The following is a 16,928-nucleotide window of genomic DNA, read 5'->3' as shown; positions in this document are numbered from 1 at the left end:
TTAGCAATGAGCAAGACATTATTCGAAAAGATTTGGGAGAAACATGTGGTGGATACTCTGCCCGACGGAACGATCCAGTTTTACATCGACCGTCTGTATTGCCACGAAGTAACCAGTCCGCAGGCGTTTGCGGGGTTACGTGCCCGTGGTCTGAAGCCGTTCCGACCGGAGCAGATTACTTGTATGCCGGACCACAATATCCCGACATTGAATCAGGAAAAACCGATCGAAGACCCTGTCTCCAAGAACCAGGTGGATACATTGGAAAAGAACGCGAAGGATTTCAATCTGACTTATTACGGTCTGCAACACCCTAAAAACGGTATCATCCATGTAGTAGGACCGGAAACAGGTCTGACTCAGCCGGGTATGACGATCGTTTGCGGTGACTCTCATACCTCTACCCACGGTGCCATGGGCGCGATTGCTTTCGGTATCGGTACCAGCGAGGTAGAAATGACATTGGCTACTCAGTGTATTATGCAGCGCAAGCCGAAGACGATGCGTATCACCATCGACGGCAAACGCAAACCGGGTGTAACGGCAAAAGATTTCGCCCTATACATTATAAGTAAGATGACGACAGGCGGTGCTACCGGTTATTTCGTTGAATATGCCGGCGAAGCGATTCGCAACACGACAATGGAAGAACGTCTGACCATCTGCAACCTGTCTATCGAAATGGGTGCCCGCGGTGGTATGATCGCTCCCGACCAGGTCACTTTCGACTATCTGAAAGATCGTGAATTCTCTCCCCGTGCCGAAGCCTGGGAAAAGAAACTGGCTGAATGGCGCGAACTTTACAGTGACCCCGATGCCAAATTCGACAAGGAAGTCGTTTTCCATGCAGAAGACATCGATCCGATGGTTACATACGGAACCAATCCGGGAATGGGAATGGGTATCCGCGAAAACATCCCGACAATGGAGAGCGTAGACGAGGCCGGCCGTATCTCTTACAAGAAATCTCTGGACTATATGGGCTTCACTGCCGGTGAACCGGTATTGGGCAAAAAGATCGACTATGTCTTCCTGGGAAGTTGTACGAACGGCCGTATCGAGGACTTCCGTGCTTTTGCCTCCCTGGTGAAAGGAAAGAAGAAAGCCGACGATGTGATCGTATGGCTGGTTCCGGGTAGCTGGCAGGTGGAACGCCAGATCCGTGCGGAAGGTATCGATAAGGTATTGACGGAAGCCGGTTTCGAACTGCGTCAGCCGGGTTGCTCGGCTTGTCTGGCCATGAATGAAGATAAGGTTCCGGCAGGCAAATATGCCGTATCTACTTCAAACCGTAACTTCGAAGGCCGTCAGGGACCGGGTGCACGTACTATCCTGGCCGGGCCGTTGGTGGCAGCGGCTGCGGCAGTAACGGGTAAGATCACCGATCCCCGGGAGTTGATGTAGTCTCCGATGCGGTAACCAGGGACGGTCTCCGGTGCGGCGACAGAGGTGTCGTTGATGTGGAGACAGTGGTGTCGCCGGTGCCGCGAAAGGGCTTTCGCGGGTAGCGCGAATAATTACAATAAATAAACCGATAAATTAAGAGAACGAAATGAAAGAAAAATTCACGATAGTAACATCGACCTGTGTCCCTCTTCCTTTGGAAAATGTCGACACAGACCAGATCATCCCGGCCCGCTTCCTGAAAGCAACCACACGCGAGGGCTTCGGCGATAATCTTTTCCGCGACTGGCGTTATGACAAAGCCGGTAACCCTAATCCCAACTTTGTATTGAACCAGGATACTTATAAAGGTCAGATTCTTGTTGCCGGGAAGAACTTCGGTAGCGGTTCCAGCCGCGAACATGCTGCCTGGGCGATTGCCGGATATGGTTTCCGGGCGGTAGTCAGCAGTTTCTTCGCCGATATCTTCAAGAACAATTCGATGAACAACGGCCTTGTTCCGGTTGTTGTTTCTCCAGAGTTCCTGGCGGAGATATTCGCTTCTGTCGAAGCCGATCCGAAAGCAACGTTGACAATCGACCTGCCCGCGCAGACAATCACCAACAACGCAACCGGCAAAAGCGAATCCTTTGACATCAATGCCTATAAAAAAGATTGCCTGGTAAATGGCCTGGACGATATCGATTACCTGCTGGCTAATAAGTCGAAGATAGAAGCGTACGAAGCAAATAGAAAGTAAGATGGTAGAAATAATGGATACAACCCTTCGGGACGGGGAACAAACATCGGGTGTCTCTTTTGCGGCTCACGAAAAGCTCAGTATTGCACAGATGCTGCTGGGGGATCTGGGAGTAAACCGCGTGGAGATTGCCTCTGCTCGCGTATCGGACGGAGAGTTCGAAGCCGTGAAGCGAGTGGCTGCCTGGGCTGAACGTACCGGAAATCTGCATAAGCTCGAAGTATTGGGCTTTGTGGATGGCGACGCCTCGCTCAACTGGATCGAATCGGCCGGTTGCCGCGTGGTAAACCTTCTCTGTAAAGGTTCGTATAAACACGTAACCGAACAACTCCGCAAATTGCCCGAACAGCATATTGCAGATATCCGTTCTGTTGTATCGCTGGCTACCGAAAGAGGTATTGAGGTTAATATATATCTGGAAGACTGGTCGAACGGGATCAAAAACTCTCCCGATTACGTCTTCCAGCTGATCGATGCGTTGAAAGACCTGCCGATCCGACGTTTTATGCTGCCCGATACGTTGGGCATCCTGAATCCGGGCAATACGTACGAGTTCTGCAAACAGATGCTCGACCGTTATCCCGAACTGCATTTCGATTTCCATGCCCACAACGATTACGACCTGGCGGTAGCCAATGTCTATTCGGCAGTCCGGGCAGGAATACACGGTGTCCACACCACGATCAACGGCCTGGGCGAACGGGCGGGAAATGCACCGCTCAGCAGCGTGATCGCCGTGATAAAAGATCATCTGAACGGTCAGACAAGCGTGCGGGAAGAAAAGATCAACGCCGCAAGCCGTCTGGTCGAGACCTATTCCGGCATCCATATCGCCCCGAACCGCCCGATCATCGGCGAACATGTCTTTACGCAATGTGCCGGCGTTCATGCCGATGGCGACAGCAAAAACAACCTGTATTGCAACGACCTGATCCCCGAACGTTTCGGCCGTGTCCGCGAATATGCCCTCGGAAAGACTTCCGGCAAGGCGAATATCCGCATGAACCTGGAATCGTTGGGAATCGACGTGGACGACGAGTCCATGCGTAAGATCACCGAGCGTATCATCGAACTGGGCGACAAGAAGGAAATGGTGACGACGGAAGACCTGCCATATATTATCAGCGATGTGCTTCATCACGATGCAATGGCGGACCAACGTATCCGTATATTAAATTATTCCTTATCTTTGGCGCAGGGACTGAGGCCGGTAGCCACGCTGAAAATAGAGATCGACGGCGAGGCATACGAAGAGTCGGCATCCGGCGACGGCCAGTACGACGCGTTCGTCCGTGCCCTTCGCAAGATCTATTCCGACCTGGGTCGCCCGTTCCCGATGCTGACGAACTATTCCGTATCCATTCCCCCCGGAGGTCGTACCGATGCCTTTGTGCAGACGATCATCAGCTGGAATTATGCCGGGATAGATTTCAAAACCCGCGGCCTCGATGCCGACCAGACGGAAGCCGCCATCAAGGCGACGCTGAAGATGCTGAATAAGATTGAACAATAAATATAGGAGGTATTAGTTATGAACAGAAAACTGACCATTGCGCTGGTAGCGCACGACAATCGTAAAGCTGACATGGTAGAATGGGCTGTACACAATGCAGAATTCCTTTCCCACCATCTTTTAGTATGTACCGGTACAACCGGCGGACTGATACGTAATGCTTTCGACGAGAAAGGTATTGCTGCCGAAGTAATCTGTATGCATTCCGGGCCGTTAGGCGGTGATGCAGAAATTGCTGCCATGGTGGTACGCAAGGAGGTGGATCTGGCGGTCTTCCTGATCGATGACCTGAACGCGCAACCGCACGAAGCTGATATTCAGATGTTGCTTCGCCAGTGTCGTGTTCATAATGTGCCTATTGCTTGTAACCGTTACAGTGCCGACCTGATGATTACGAGCACCCTGTGGGACGATGATAGTTACGTCCCTATGGAACCCAAATATGTGCTATTTAAAAGAGACTAAAATAACAAACTGAAATGAAATTAAACATCGCAGTCCTTCCCGGCGACGGTATCGGTCCCGAGATTGTAGAACAAGGCATGAAAGCCGTTAAAGCCGTATGCGAAAAATATGGCCACGAACTAAGTTACAAACACGCTCTGGTGGGAGCGGTTGCCATCGATGAGACCGGCAACCCGTATCCGGATGAAACGCACGAACTTTGTATGCAGAGCGACGCCGTTTATTTTGGTGCGATCGGTTCTCCGAAATATGATAATAACCCTTCCGCAAAGGTACGCCCCGAACAAGGACTGCTGGGAATGCGTAAGAAGCTGGGACTTTTTGCCAATATCCGTCCGGTAACAACGTTCCCGTCGCTGTTGCATAAATCTCCGCTTCGTGCCGAACTGATCGAGGGAGCAGACTTTATGTGTATCCGCGAATTGACAGGCGGTATGTATTTCGGTCGTCCGCAGGGTAGAAGCGAAGATGGGAACACGGCTTACGATACCTGTGTTTATACCCGTGAAGAGATCGAACGTATCGTTCGCCTGGCTTACCAGTATGCACAGAAACGCCGCAAGAAAGTAACGGTAGTCGATAAGGCGAATGTGTTGGCTACTTCTCGTCTCTGGCGTCAGGTAGCACAGGAGATTGAAAAGGAATATCCGGATGTGGAGACAGAATATATGTTTGTCGACAACGCCGCCATGCGTTTGGTTCAATGGCCGAAGAGTTTCGACGTGATGGTTACCGAAAACATGTTCGGTGATATCCTGACAGACGAGGCTTCGGTAATTACCGGTTCATTGGGCATGCTGCCTTCTGCTTCTATCGGTGTGCATACTTCCGTATTCGAACCGATCCACGGTTCTTATCCGCAGGCTGCCGGAAAGAATATAGCCAATCCGCTGGCTACTATCCTGAGTGCCGCCCTGATGTTCGAATATGCTTTCAACGGGATGGAAGAAGGCGCATTGATCCGCGAAGCCGTTGCCGCTTCCATGGAAGCCAATATTGTAACCGAAGATATCGCTGAAAATGGCAAAGCCTACAAGACCAGCGAAGTAGGGGACTGGATTGCTGAATATATTGCGAAGAAGTAATTTGATTAAAACATCCGATGGGGCGAAACATTTTTCGTCCCATTTTTATTTATCGCCATAATGACTTTTTACAGAAACGACTTCAACAGTTACAATCTCTTCATGTATGGCGTAGATGATACGATAATGTTTGTCTATACGTCTACTCCAAAAACCGGAAAGGTTGCCTTTTAATTGCTCTACCTGTCCGGTTCCGGTGGTCGGATGCTCTTCTAACTCCTGGAATAGTGAAAAAATTTTGGCTAGATCTTTCTTCTTTCCTGATTTCTTCCATTGGAGTAGCTGTTTTTGGGCTTCATCCGTTAACTTCAGTTTATAGCTCATACGCCTAACAAATTTTTGATATCATCTATTGTATAAGCTGTAACTCTGCCCTGTTTTGCATCTTCAATGCCACGCATGACAGATGCCATATTCTCCGGATCATCAAACCACGGGTCACCGCTTGGGCTCGGATTTGTTGAAACTTCTATACTCAAAGAATTTGCTTTGGTTTCCAACAGATTTTCTATGAAAGCCTTTACGCTTTTACCTTGTGAAGCAGCCATAATGGACAGCTTTTTCAAAGTGTCTACAGACAAATCTATATTTTTCCTTTTCTTTTCGATTGCTATTCTTGCCATAATCTTTTATATTTTCCACAAAGGTAGAAAATATACATCATATATACAATGTATACATATTGGGTGGCTCGATATCTTGCGAAGAAATAGGTTGTAACCCATTGGAGCTGACATAAAAAGTCGGAATGAAGGAATGCTGATTGTGAGTTTATTATTTTGTCATCTTCATCAACTCGTCGATGATTGTCTGGTCATAGCCCATTTCCTGTGCTTTCAGGAAATCTTTTGCGGCGGATTCTTTTTCATACTGGGCCAGTTTCACTTTTCCTCTCAGCACATACAGGGAAGCGCTGGGAGTACTTTCAATAAATACCTTGTTAATATCTGCCATGGCGCGGGCGTTCTTGCCCATCATGAAATACACATCGGCACGACCTTCATACAATAGCCAGTCACGGGGCATCTGGCTGATCAGGTAGTTGAAGATTCTTTCACTTTCCTCATAGTTACCACGCATCTTTTCAAGAATGGCATGTCCCAGACGGGCACGGACGGACTTTTCGTTCATCTCGAGTATTTTATCGAAATCCTGTTCCGCCCAGATATAATTCTTCTTTTGGATATAGATCAGTCCGCGGCAGTAAAGAGCCTCTTCGTTTGTCGGTTCCACGATCAGTAAGGCATCGTAATCATTCAGCGCTTTCTCCGTTTCTCCCAGCTCGGAGTAGAGAGAGGCGCGGTTCTCCAGGATAGTCGGATTGTTGGGACGTCCGCTGAGTGCGGCCGTATAGGAAAGCAGCGCATCCTGGAGCTTGCCCTGGCGGCGTTGGATACTGCCGAGGTTTGTCAACAAGGCATAGTTCATAGGGTTTCCCGGTTCCAGGCGCATGGCGGCCCTCAGGCTTTCTTCGGCAGACACCAGGTCTTTCTTATCCAGAAAGTCGTAACTTTTTTCAATCAGTTCCTCATACGATTGGGCAAAACAGTTAGCTGTTGCCATGATAAAAGTGATGAATATTAGCAGTAATCTCATTCTCTTGTTTTTATCTGTTATTTGATCGTCGCAAAGCTACGCAAATATCTTGTTCTGCCGCCGGATTAAAAAAACTTTATACCTTTGCCACATTTTATAAGACTTTTCGATGCTTTGATTGTTATAAGATAAAAGTGTTTAATTAAAATAGATAGAAATATGATATTATTAGATGTGTTGGCTTCCAATCCGAAATTGGAAGGTTTTATCAATTCCCTGATAGAGCAGGGTAGTCATTTAGGGTGGACAATTATTAAAGCGATCATTGTTTTCGTTGTAGGACGTTTCATTATCCGCATGATTAACAAACTTGTTCGCCGTATTTTAACGAAACGTGATTTTGATCCGTCTGTTAAAACATTTGTAGGAAGTCTGGTGAATGTTACGTTGATGATCCTGTTGATCATTTCCGTTGTAGGGGCGTTGGGAGTACAGACGACTTCGTTTGCTGCATTGCTCGCTTCTGCCGGTGTCGCTATCGGTATGGCGTTGAGCGGAAACCTGTCGAACTTCGCCGGCGGGCTGATTATCCTTTTGTTTAAACCGTATAAGGTCGGTGATTATATCGAATCGCAGGGTGTAGGCGGTACGGTGAGGGAGATTCAGATCTTCCATACTATTTTGCTTACGGCAGACAATAAAAATATCTTTATTCCGAACGGCTCATTGAGCAGCGGCGTGGTAACCAATATCGGTAATGAGCCGACGCGTCGTGTGGAATGGACTTTCGGTGTGGAATACGGAAGCGATTACGAGCATGTAAAGAGAGTGATCGAATCCGTTCTTGCACAGGATGCACGTGTTTTGAACGAACCGGCTCCTTTCATAGCCTTGAGTGCGCTGGCTGATAGCAGTGTCAATGTCGTTGTGCGTGTATGGGTAAAAAGTTCCGATTACTGGGGCGTTTATTTTGATACCAATAAAGCTATTTATGCAACCTTCAATGCTGAGGGTATCGGGTTCCCGTTCCCGCAACTGACGGTGCATCAGGCAAAAGACTGATTTTGTCCTTAAAATAAATCTTTTTGTTCAATAACCGTTGGGGTTCGTCTGACGGGCGGTAATACGTTTAATAGTTGAACAAAAAGATTTATCTTTGTCTATCAATTTAAAAGTGAATAACAGAAAATGTTTTTAAGGTAAAAATACAAAGAACTTTATTTTATTACTTTAGTATTAATTATTTGATTATAAAAAAAGAAAAAGGCTCGACCGTTATGGCGAGCCTTTTTCTTATGAATTCAGACGGTCTACCGTCTTGACTCCTTTGACTGATTTTATTTTCTTGACCAGCATATTCAGCGAATTGGTATCTCTCACCAGTACGGCAAAGTTACCCTGGAATATCCCGTCTACCGAATCTATGTTCAACGAACGGAGCGTGACGCCATTCTCTTTTCCGATCACCGAGGTGATGTTGGTGACGATCGCGATATCGTCCCTGCCGACAACGCGAAGGGTTACCACATATCCGTTGTCACCTTTTCCGCTCCATTTTGCACGGATGATACGGTAACCGAAACGGCTGAACATCTCCTGCGCGTTCGGGCAATCCATCCGGTGGATCTTGATGCCCTGGGTGGAAACGAATCCGAATACTTCGTCGCCGTAGATCGGGTTACAGCATTTTGCCAACTTGTATTCAATCCCTGTCAGGTTCTTGTCGATGACCAGAACATCCTTGTTGGTGGATATTTCCTCCACTTCGGTGGTCGTGATGTATTCGCCGGCACTACGGGTTTCCGAACGGTCGTTGGTCTCGGTTTCCTTGCGGACAAACTCCTGATATTCGTCGATCACATTGTTCGGGTCGAGGCGTTCTTCGGCTATTTCGATGTAGAAGTCGGTGACGGTCTTGAATCCTTTCTTCTTGATGTAACGCATCAGATGAGGTTCTTCCATCTCGATCTTCCGATTTTTGAAACGGCGTTGGAGCATCTCCTTGGCAAAGTCGACCGCCTTGGCTGTCTCTTCACGGAGGGCCTGTTTGATCTTTACACGGGCTTTGGAGGTGACGACGATGTTCAGCCAGTCGCGTTTGGGCGTCTGAGTTGGAGAGGTGACGACCGAAACCGTATCCCCGTTGTTCAGTACATATTTAATAGGTACGTTCTTTTCATTTACCTTGGCGGAAACGCATTTGCATCCCAGCTTTGAATGGATGGCAAAGGCAAAGTCGAGCACGGTGGCCCCTTTCGCCAGTTTGATCAGTTCGCCGGTCGGTGTGAAGACATAGATTTCGTCCTTATACAGGTCCATCTTGAAGTCCTGCATCAGGTCGAGCGGGTTGTTCTCCTTCTCTTCCAGGGCGGCACGCACGGTATTGAGGAATTCGTCCAGTCCGCTTTCGGCTTTCACGCCTTTGTATTTCCAGTGGGCTGCCAGTCCGCGTTCGGCGATCTCATCCATCCGGCGGGTACGGATCTGCACTTCCACCCATTTGTTTTGCGGGCCCATGACCGTGATATGCAGACTCTCGTATCCATTCGTCTTCGGAATGGAAATCCAGTCTTTCATACGGTTGGGGTTAGGCTGGTACATGTCGGTAATGATCGAATATACCTGCCAGCATTCCGAACGTTCTTTTTTAAGTGGAGTATCCAGCACGACACGGATCGCGAACAGGTCGTATATGCCTTCAAACTCGATCTTCTGCTTTTTCAGCTTGTTGTTGATCGAGTGAATGGATTTGGTACGTCCTTTGATATCGAACTGTAAGCCGGCTTCCTGCAACTTTTTCTTGATAGGTGCGATGAATTCGGCTATATAAATGTCACGTGAACGTTTGGTCTCATTCAGCTTTTTCTTGATGAAATCATACTGTTTGGGATCGGTATACTTCAGCGACAAGTCTTCGAGTTCGCTCTTTATTTTGTATAGACCCAGGCGATGAGCCAGGGGAGCATACAGATATGAGGCTTCGGTGGCTAGCCGCAGGCGGTCGTCTTCCTTCAACTGTTTGCCCAGGCGCATCAGGCAGAGGCGGTCGGCAATCATGATCAGTATCACCCTGACATCTTCTGCAAAAGAGAAGAGCAGGTGATGGAAGTTCTCAGAATTAACGGCCGTATTGCGGGCATACAGATCGGAAGTCTTCAGCAGGCGCTGAATGATCAGCGTGACATCTGCGTCGAACGTCTTTTCGACCTCTTCCAGTGTAATGACCTTTTTCAGCACCGGACGATAGAGCAGGAGGGCGATGACCGAAGTCCGTTTCAGTCCGATCTCCGTTGTTGCGATCAGTGCAGTATTAATATTGCGAATCAATCCGTTGATGCCGTTCTTGTCTCTTCCGTAACAGTCGAGTGCGACAACGCGCTGCATCAACTCTCTCATTTTCCGTATATCCTCTCTATGTAAAAAGGAGTAGAGGCTACGTACCAATTGTCTGTATTTTGAGAAGAAATCTTTTCTTTCTTCTTCCGTAAAGAATGGTTGTATGTCCATAGTTGCATCTTATTTTTTACTGCCCATTTGAGGACAGGCGGTAAAACATACTGTAAAAGTATCTTTTTTCCTCGAATATCAATGCTATTCTAACAGTATTTTTATACATTTGCGAGAAGCATAGACGGAAAATGCTATGCCACAATGCGAAGAGTACTAATTTTAAAAGATATACTATGTTAAACGCAAACGATTTAAAGCAATTGGCTGATAAAGGAATCAGCGAACAGCAGATTGAAGAACAACTGGCTTGCTTCGTCAAAGGTTTCCCTTATCTGGAAATAGCCGCATCCGCATCGGTAGAAAAAGGTATAATGGTTGTATCGCAGGAGGACCAGGCAACTTATATGGATGCATGGGATGCCTATCTTGCTAAAAATAAACGGATCCTGAAATTTGTACCTGCTTCGGGTGCTGCCAGCCGTATGTTTAAGAACCTGTACGAGTTTCTGTCAGCCTCTTACGATGTGCCGACCTGTGATTTTGAAAAGAAATTCTTCAGCGAGATTACCCGTTTCGCTTTTTATAATGCATTGAATGCGGTTTGCCTGGCAAACGAAGAGAAAGATATTCCGGCACTGATCGCTGCCGGCAATTATAAGGCGGTGGTTTCCAATTTGCTGGATGCCAAAGGGTTGAATTACGGACAGTTGCCTAAAGGTCTGTTGTTGTTCCACCGGGCAGGTGAAACGATCCGTACTGCCATGGAAGAACATCTGGCTGAAGGTGCCATGTATGCCAAGAACAATGCCGGTGAAGTAAATATCCATTTTACCGTATCTCCCGAACATAAGGCTTTGTTTGAACAGTTGGTGTCAGAAAAGAAACAGGCATACGAAGAAAAGTTCTCGGTAGGCTATGATCTTTCCTTCAGTGTACAGAAGCCGAGTACGGATACGGTTGCCGCCGATATGGAGAACAATCCTTTCCGCGACAAGAATGGAAAATTGTTGTTCCGTCCGGGCGGTCATGGTGCTTTGATCGAGAATCTCAATGATATCGATGCAGATGTCGTTTTCGTAAAGAATATCGACAATGTCGTTCCCGACAGTTTCAAATGTTCGACTGTTATCTTTAAGAAAGTGATAGCCGGTGTACTGGTTACTTTGCAGGAACGTATATTCAATTATCTGAACCTGATCGAAACAGGAAAATATTCACATGACCAGGTAGAAGAAATGATTCATTTCCTACAGGATGACCTGTGTATCAAGAATCCGGATACGAAGTTGCTGGAAGATGCCGAACTGATTCTCTATATCAAGAGCAAACTGCTCCGTCCGTTGCGTGTTTGCGGTATGGTGAAGAATGTAGGCGAACCGGGTGGCGGTCCGTTCCTGGCACAGAATCCGGATGGCACTGTCTCTCCGCAAATCCTGGAAAGTTCGCAGATCGACCTGAAAGATCCGGCAAAGAAAGCGATGTTCGAACAAGGTACCCACTTCAATCCGGTTGACCTGGTATGTGCATTGAAGAATCATAAAGGAGAAAAATATAATCTGCCTGATTATGTAGATAAAAATACCGGTTTCATCTCTTACAAGAGTAAAGATGGCCGCGAATTAAAGGCATTGGAACTTCCCGGTTTGTGGAATGGTGCAATGAGCGACTGGAATACCGTATTTGTAGAAGTTCCTATCGAGACTTTCAATCCGGTAAAGACGGTTAACGACTTACTACGGTCCGAGCATCAATGATCGGATCGATACCATAGTTAGTATTTAAATTAAACATTCGAAAAGGCGGACTTGTGAGAGCCCGCCTTTTTCATTCTGCTTATATCTTCGGTAACTCCCAGGGGGCACGATACTCTTTGCAGAGATATTTATCAGCTTCTGTGTCATGGAAACTTGTTCCGTCCCACGAAAGTTTCTTTCCGGTCCGGTAAGCAATGTTACCCAATTGAGAGAATTTGGCGATATGTGCGCCGATCTCGATGCTAGCATTACAATTACGGTTGCGCGATTTGATACATTCCAGATGGTTCTTGACGTGCAGGTTCAAGCCGCCTTCTCCGTAAGCCTTATTCAGAGCGACTGCTTCCATGCGGGCCTTGCCGTTCACCTTTTCAGGGATGACTTCCCAACCGCCGCGGTCGATAACCAGTGTGCCGTTTTCTCCTACAAAACCGAGTCCGTGGTTACGTCCGTAAGCACCGTCGTCAATACCGATGGCATGGTCCCACATCACGGTGAAGTCATCGAATGTATAGATCGTTTGCAGAAGGTCGGGTGTTTCGCAGGCATCGTCCGGATAACCGAATTTGCCGCCCGAAGCCATGATAGAGTTCGGTGCCGTCACATTCATGCCATAGAGGGCGTAATCGAGCAGGTGGACACCCCAGTCTGTCATCAGTCCTCCGGCATAGTCCCAGAACCAACGGAAAGTGAAATGGAAACGGTTACGGTTGAACGGGCGTTTGGGTGCCGGACCAAGCCACATGTCATAATCAACACCTGCCGGAACCGGTTCGTCGGCAACAACCGGAATGGAAGGACACCATCCCTGATAAGAGAATACACGTACAGTACGTATCTTTCCCAACTGCCCGCTATGTACGAAAGCCATTGCGTCCTGCCAGTGAGGGTCGCTGCGTTGCCACTGTCCGACCTGTACGACACGGTTGTATTTCTCGGCAGCACGTACCATGATATTACATTCTTCGATACTGTTTCCCAGCGGTTTTTCGCAATAAACATCTTTTCCGGCTTCGCAGGCGGCAACCATCTGGAGGCAGTGCCAATGGTCGGGAGTACCGACGATAACGACGTCCACATCTTTGTTGTCGATCAGCTTCCGCCAGTCTTTATAAAGGTGTTTTACCTTCTTTCCGGTTAGTTTTTCCGTCTCGGCAGCCCTGTTATTTAACACATTTTCATCAATATCCGCTAAAGCGATACATTCGACTTCCGGATTGCGGAGGAAAGCCTGTAGGTCGGAATACCCCATTCCTTTGCAACCGATCAGTCCGACCCTGATCTTATCGTTTGCACCGACTGAGTTACTACTAGCTTTAATAAAGAAAGGGTTCATCGAGAGGCCGGCTCCCAGAAGAGCGGCCTGCCGGATAAAATCTCTGCGTGTTGTCATGGTCTGAATGAATTAATGGTGATGATACACAATTGTTTGTAAAACACCAAAAATAGGAAGAAAGCCTGGGTTTGCCCAATAAAATATGTAATAAAAACATAATATTGCAGACAAATCCGAAAAAGGGAAGTAAATTTGCAGTCACTTTATGGAAAAAGTAATTATTGGATTATTCACTAAAAAAGAAACAAAATGAAGCTGACACGCTTATTAACCTGTCTTTTTTTAAGTATTATGGGAATGTCCTGTATCCAGGACGAGGCGCCGAATGCAGAAGCTGATATTCTGACTTGTACAGTACCAGCCGACATATTGCGTCGCGATCCTATTATTACAAATGATAAGATTACATTGATGGTTAAATCAAATACTGATTTGTCGAAACAATCGCCTGAATTTACCCTGACGCCAGGGGCCTCTATTTCACCGGCTAGCGGAACGACGCTCGATTTCAGCGAACCGCAGTATTACACTGTCGTTTCGGAAGACGGACAATGGAAGAAACGCTATGAGGTGAGTTATGTGATAACCGGTATCGGTACACAATATAGTTTTGAAAAGGTCAGACATGAAGGTACAGCAGGTTATGATGTCTTCTATGAAACAGATGATAAAGGTAACACTATAATGGATTGGGCAAGCGGTAATCCCGGATTTGCACTGACGGATATGAAAGCTCCCCGCGATACCTTTCCAACACTTTCTTTTGATAAAGGCTATAAAGGTCATTGTGTAAGGTTGGTAACTCGTTCGACCGGTAATTTCGGTTCGGATTTGAAAATGCCGATTGCTGCCGGAAACCTGTTTATGGGGACATTCGATATTATCAGTGCTATTACAAATGCCTTGAAAGCAACTAAATTCGGTATGCCGTTCGAGTATGTACCGACTTATCTGACCGGATATTATAAGTACAAGGCAGGACCGGATTTCTCCGAATCAGGAAAGATCGTTCCCGGTAAAAAAGATATGTTCGATATCTATGCGATCTTTTATGAGACGACCGATGATGTGAAGATGCTGGATGGAACTAACAAATTCAGCCATCCCAACTTGATCTCCGTCGCACGGATCGAAGATGCAAAAGAGACGGATGAATGGACACAGTTCTATCTGCCGTTTAATATGCGACCAGGTAAAACTATCGACCGGGATAAGTTGAAAGCAGGAAAATATAATGTGGCGATTGTGTTTTCTTCCAGTATAGAAGGTGATTTGTTCAACGGAGCAGTTGGCAGTACATTATATATAGATGAAGTCGAACTGATCCATTCAGTGGAAGAATAAACATAAAACAGTATGAAAAAACAATTAATTATAAGTATCCTGGGTTTATTATTGCTGACTAGCCATAGTCTGTTTGCCCAGAAAGACCGGAATGCCGGTATCATCAATTCATATCTGATCGGGTTGGAATATGAGGTAAAAGCCGGATTCAGTATCGGAGGTACGTCTCCATTGCCATTGCCGAAAGAGATACGTTCTATTGACAGTTATAACCCGACATTGCAGATTGCTATCGAGGGGAATGTAACGAAGTGGCTTAATCCGGCGCGTACCTGGGGTATTATGCTTGCTTTACGCCTTGAAACGAAAGGTATGAAAACAGATGCCCGTGTAAAGAATTACAGCATGGAGATCATCGGTGACGGTGGTGAACGTATGAAAGGCTTTTGGACCGGACAGGTAAAGACAAAAGTAAATAACTCGTATCTGACTGTTCCTGTGCTGGCTGCCTGGCGGGTTTCTCCACGTTGGAAGTTGAATGCCGGACCGTATGTTTCCTATCGGATGGAAGGCGATTTTACGGGTGATGTGTACGACGGCTACTTGCGTGAACTCGATCCGACCGGTAACAAAGTCGTATTTGAAGACGGTAAAAGTGCTCCTTACGATTTTTCCAAAGACCTGCGTCGTTTTGCATGGGGGCTACAGCTGGGAGGCGAATGGAAAGCCTTCAAACACTTGAATGTGTATGCCGATCTGACTTGGGGTATGAACGATATATTCAAGAAAGATTTTAATACGATTACTTTCGCCATGTATCCGATCTATCTGAATATGGGCTTCGGTTATGCATTTTAAGTTATAATACAATATCATATCAGCGGGAATATTTCATCAAATATTCCCGCTTTTTTTTATTTATTTCAATAAATTCTATACATTTGCAGTATTGATTTTTTAAGACCAATATAATTTAATACCATGAAAGAGAACGAGAAGAAAGGAATTTCCCGAAGAAAATTCCTCGGCTTGTCCGCACTGGGACTAGCCAGTTTTACAATCCTTCCCAGCTGGTCGATCAATGGAGTGCGCATCGCACCGAGTGATCGGGTTGTTTTAGGCTTTATCGGACTGGGGCAGCAAGGTTTATCCGATTTTACCAGTTTTTCCAATTGTCCGGGCGTGCAGGTTGCTGCCGGTTGTGACGTAGATTCCATGAAACGTGAGCGTTTTGTGCGTAGAATTACGGCCTGGCAGAAGCAGCAGGGCGTGGCGCCGCGTTGCGACAGCTATGAGTTTTATGAGGAAATGCTGGAACGTAAGGACATCGATGCGATCGAGGTGGCAACTCCCGACCACTGGCATGCTTTGACTACTATTCATGCCTGTCAGGCGGGAAAAGATGTTTATTGCCAGAAACCGCTGGCTTATACAATTGCCGAAGGTCTGGCGATGGTAAAAGCCGTCCGCGATAACAAGCGGGTGCTACAGGTGGGAAGCCAGCAACGTTCGAGCGAAGAGTTTCAGAAAGCGATCGAGTTGGTTCGTAATGGAGCGATCGGTCATGTAGAGAAAATATATGCCCGTGTCGGTGCACCTCCAAAACCGTTGGATCTGCCGGAAATGCCTGTGCCGGGAAATCTGAACTTCAATCAATGGATGGGACCGCTGAATGATCCGAAGGTACACTATCATCCGGATCTTTGTCCTCCGATCTCTCTCGATCCGGAGCAGAACGAACAGTTGTGGGGAGCCTGGCGTTGGTATCAGGAAACCGGTAATGGCTTTACGGCCGACTGGGGTGCCCATATGTTTGACATCGCTCAGGCTGCTATCGGTATGGACGGTTCCGGCCCGGTAGAATTTACTCCGGCTGGTTATAACGGACAGAAATATGCATCCATGAAATATGCTAACGGTATTGTGATGACCGAACAGCCTTATCGGGAAGATAATGAGAATGCTCAGGGTATCCAGTTTATCGGTGATAAAGGATGGCTGAAGGTAGCACGCGGTTATATCGAATGTTCGGATCCTTCCTTGTTGAAAGCTAAGAAGAAAGAAGTCGGTAAAGGAGAGTATGAAGTAAGTTCGCCTCATATGCAGAACTTTATCGATTGCGTTCGTTCACGTGAGAATCCGATTGCTCCGGTAGAGGTAGGTTGCAGCACTAATACGCTTTGCTGTCTGGCAAATATTTCCCGCGAACTGAATCGTCCGGTAAAATGGGATCCGGCTACATTGAGTTTCGTGAATGATAAGGAAGCCGCTGCACATCGGTTGTACTGGTATCAGTATCGCAATCCTTATACATTGCCTTACTGGAAATAAATGGGGGGTAATTATAGAAAAAGGTGAGCTA

General features: G+C 46.9%; 15 protein-coding genes. 10 read left to right on the top strand and 5 right to left on the bottom strand.

The window, feature by feature from the left end:
* The first annotated feature begins 6 nt into the window (after positions 1 to 6).
* The 5 genes from leuC to leuB all read left to right on the top strand — a co-directional run bounded on the left by leuC (position 7) and on the right by leuB (position 5,206).
* Positions 7 to 1,404, top strand: coding sequence for a 3-isopropylmalate dehydratase large subunit (leuC, locus tag HMPREF1535_RS02615; RefSeq protein ID WP_007654472.1), 1,398 nt, complete (start codon positions 7 to 9; stop codon positions 1,402 to 1,404).
* Positions 1,405 to 1,552: 148 nt separating this feature from the next.
* Positions 1,553 to 2,143, top strand: a complete 591-nt coding sequence (gene leuD, locus HMPREF1535_RS02610) for a 3-isopropylmalate dehydratase small subunit (RefSeq protein WP_007654471.1) — start codon at positions 1,553 to 1,555, stop codon at positions 2,141 to 2,143.
* A 1-nt stretch (position 2,144) separates the two neighbouring features.
* Entirely contained in the window at positions 2,145 to 3,656 is a 1,512-nt protein-coding gene (locus HMPREF1535_RS02605; protein ID WP_044214770.1) for an alpha-isopropylmalate synthase regulatory domain-containing protein, read from the top strand.
* 18 nt (positions 3,657 to 3,674) lie between these two features.
* A complete protein-coding gene (locus tag HMPREF1535_RS02600; RefSeq protein ID WP_007654467.1) occupies positions 3,675 to 4,121 on the top strand; it encodes a methylglyoxal synthase in 447 nt (148 codons plus the stop codon).
* Between the two features lie 14 nt (positions 4,122 to 4,135).
* Entirely contained in the window at positions 4,136 to 5,206 is a 1,071-nt protein-coding gene (gene leuB, locus HMPREF1535_RS02595; RefSeq protein WP_007654455.1) for a 3-isopropylmalate dehydrogenase, read from the top strand.
* A gap of 45 nt (positions 5,207 to 5,251) precedes the next feature.
* On the opposite strand, the gene HMPREF1535_RS02590 is transcribed toward leuB, so the two are convergent.
* From HMPREF1535_RS02590 to HMPREF1535_RS02580, 3 genes are all read right to left on the bottom strand, one after another.
* Positions 5,252 to 5,530 (bottom strand): Txe/YoeB family addiction module toxin, encoded by a 279-nt coding sequence (locus HMPREF1535_RS02590; protein ID WP_007654453.1) that lies wholly within the window; start codon positions 5,528 to 5,530, stop codon positions 5,252 to 5,254.
* Positions 5,527 to 5,829, bottom strand: coding sequence for a hypothetical protein (locus HMPREF1535_RS02585; RefSeq protein WP_046145213.1), 303 nt, complete (start codon positions 5,827 to 5,829; stop codon positions 5,527 to 5,529). The genes HMPREF1535_RS02590 and HMPREF1535_RS02585 overlap by 4 nt, the downstream gene beginning before the upstream one ends.
* A gap of 151 nt (positions 5,830 to 5,980) precedes the next feature.
* Positions 5,981 to 6,802, bottom strand: a complete 822-nt coding sequence (locus tag HMPREF1535_RS02580; protein ID WP_007654450.1) for a tetratricopeptide repeat protein — start codon at positions 6,800 to 6,802, stop codon at positions 5,981 to 5,983.
* Positions 6,803 to 6,961: 159 nt separating this feature from the next.
* On the opposite strand from HMPREF1535_RS02580, the gene HMPREF1535_RS02575 reads away from it, so the two are divergent.
* Complete coding sequence (locus HMPREF1535_RS02575) at positions 6,962 to 7,804, top strand: mechanosensitive ion channel family protein (RefSeq protein ID WP_007654449.1); 843 nt, start codon at positions 6,962 to 6,964, stop codon at positions 7,802 to 7,804.
* Positions 7,805 to 8,035: 231 nt separating this feature from the next.
* Here HMPREF1535_RS02575 and HMPREF1535_RS02570 read toward each other — a convergent pair whose 3' ends face one another.
* The gene (locus tag HMPREF1535_RS02570) at positions 8,036 to 10,249 is read right to left on the bottom strand and encodes a RelA/SpoT family protein (RefSeq protein ID WP_007654446.1); all 2,214 of its coding nucleotides are present in this window, start codon (positions 10,247 to 10,249) and stop codon (positions 8,036 to 8,038) included.
* Between the two features lie 176 nt (positions 10,250 to 10,425).
* Here HMPREF1535_RS02570 and HMPREF1535_RS02565 point away from each other — a divergent pair, with 176 nt between their 5' ends.
* A complete protein-coding gene (locus HMPREF1535_RS02565; RefSeq protein ID WP_046145212.1) occupies positions 10,426 to 11,946 on the top strand; it encodes a DUF4301 family protein in 1,521 nt (506 codons plus the stop codon).
* Between the two features lie 79 nt (positions 11,947 to 12,025).
* Here HMPREF1535_RS02565 and HMPREF1535_RS02560 read toward each other — a convergent pair whose 3' ends face one another.
* A complete protein-coding gene (locus HMPREF1535_RS02560; protein ID WP_046145211.1) occupies positions 12,026 to 13,339 on the bottom strand; it encodes a Gfo/Idh/MocA family protein in 1,314 nt (437 codons plus the stop codon).
* Positions 13,340 to 13,531: 192 nt separating this feature from the next.
* Here HMPREF1535_RS02560 and HMPREF1535_RS02555 point away from each other — a divergent pair, with 192 nt between their 5' ends.
* The 3 genes from HMPREF1535_RS02555 (at position 13,532) to HMPREF1535_RS02545 (ending at position 16,897) form a co-directional block, all read left to right on the top strand.
* A complete protein-coding gene (locus HMPREF1535_RS02555) occupies positions 13,532 to 14,626 on the top strand; it encodes a PCMD domain-containing protein (RefSeq protein WP_046145210.1) in 1,095 nt (364 codons plus the stop codon).
* Positions 14,627 to 14,638: 12 nt separating this feature from the next.
* Complete coding sequence (locus tag HMPREF1535_RS02550; RefSeq protein ID WP_007654440.1) at positions 14,639 to 15,424, top strand: porin family protein; 786 nt, start codon at positions 14,639 to 14,641, stop codon at positions 15,422 to 15,424.
* Positions 15,425 to 15,547: 123 nt separating this feature from the next.
* Positions 15,548 to 16,897 carry a Gfo/Idh/MocA family protein gene (locus HMPREF1535_RS02545; protein ID WP_007654439.1) on the top strand — a complete coding sequence of 450 codons (1,350 nt, stop codon included), beginning with the start codon at positions 15,548 to 15,550 and terminating at the stop codon, positions 16,895 to 16,897.
* Positions 16,898 to 16,928 lie beyond the last annotated feature (31 nt).

It is taken from the genome of Parabacteroides goldsteinii DSM 19448 = WAL 12034 (assembly GCF_000969835.1).
Classification (GTDB): domain Bacteria; phylum Bacteroidota; class Bacteroidia; order Bacteroidales; family Tannerellaceae; genus Parabacteroides; species Parabacteroides goldsteinii.
This window is presented reverse-complemented; position numbering and strand designations above follow the sequence as displayed.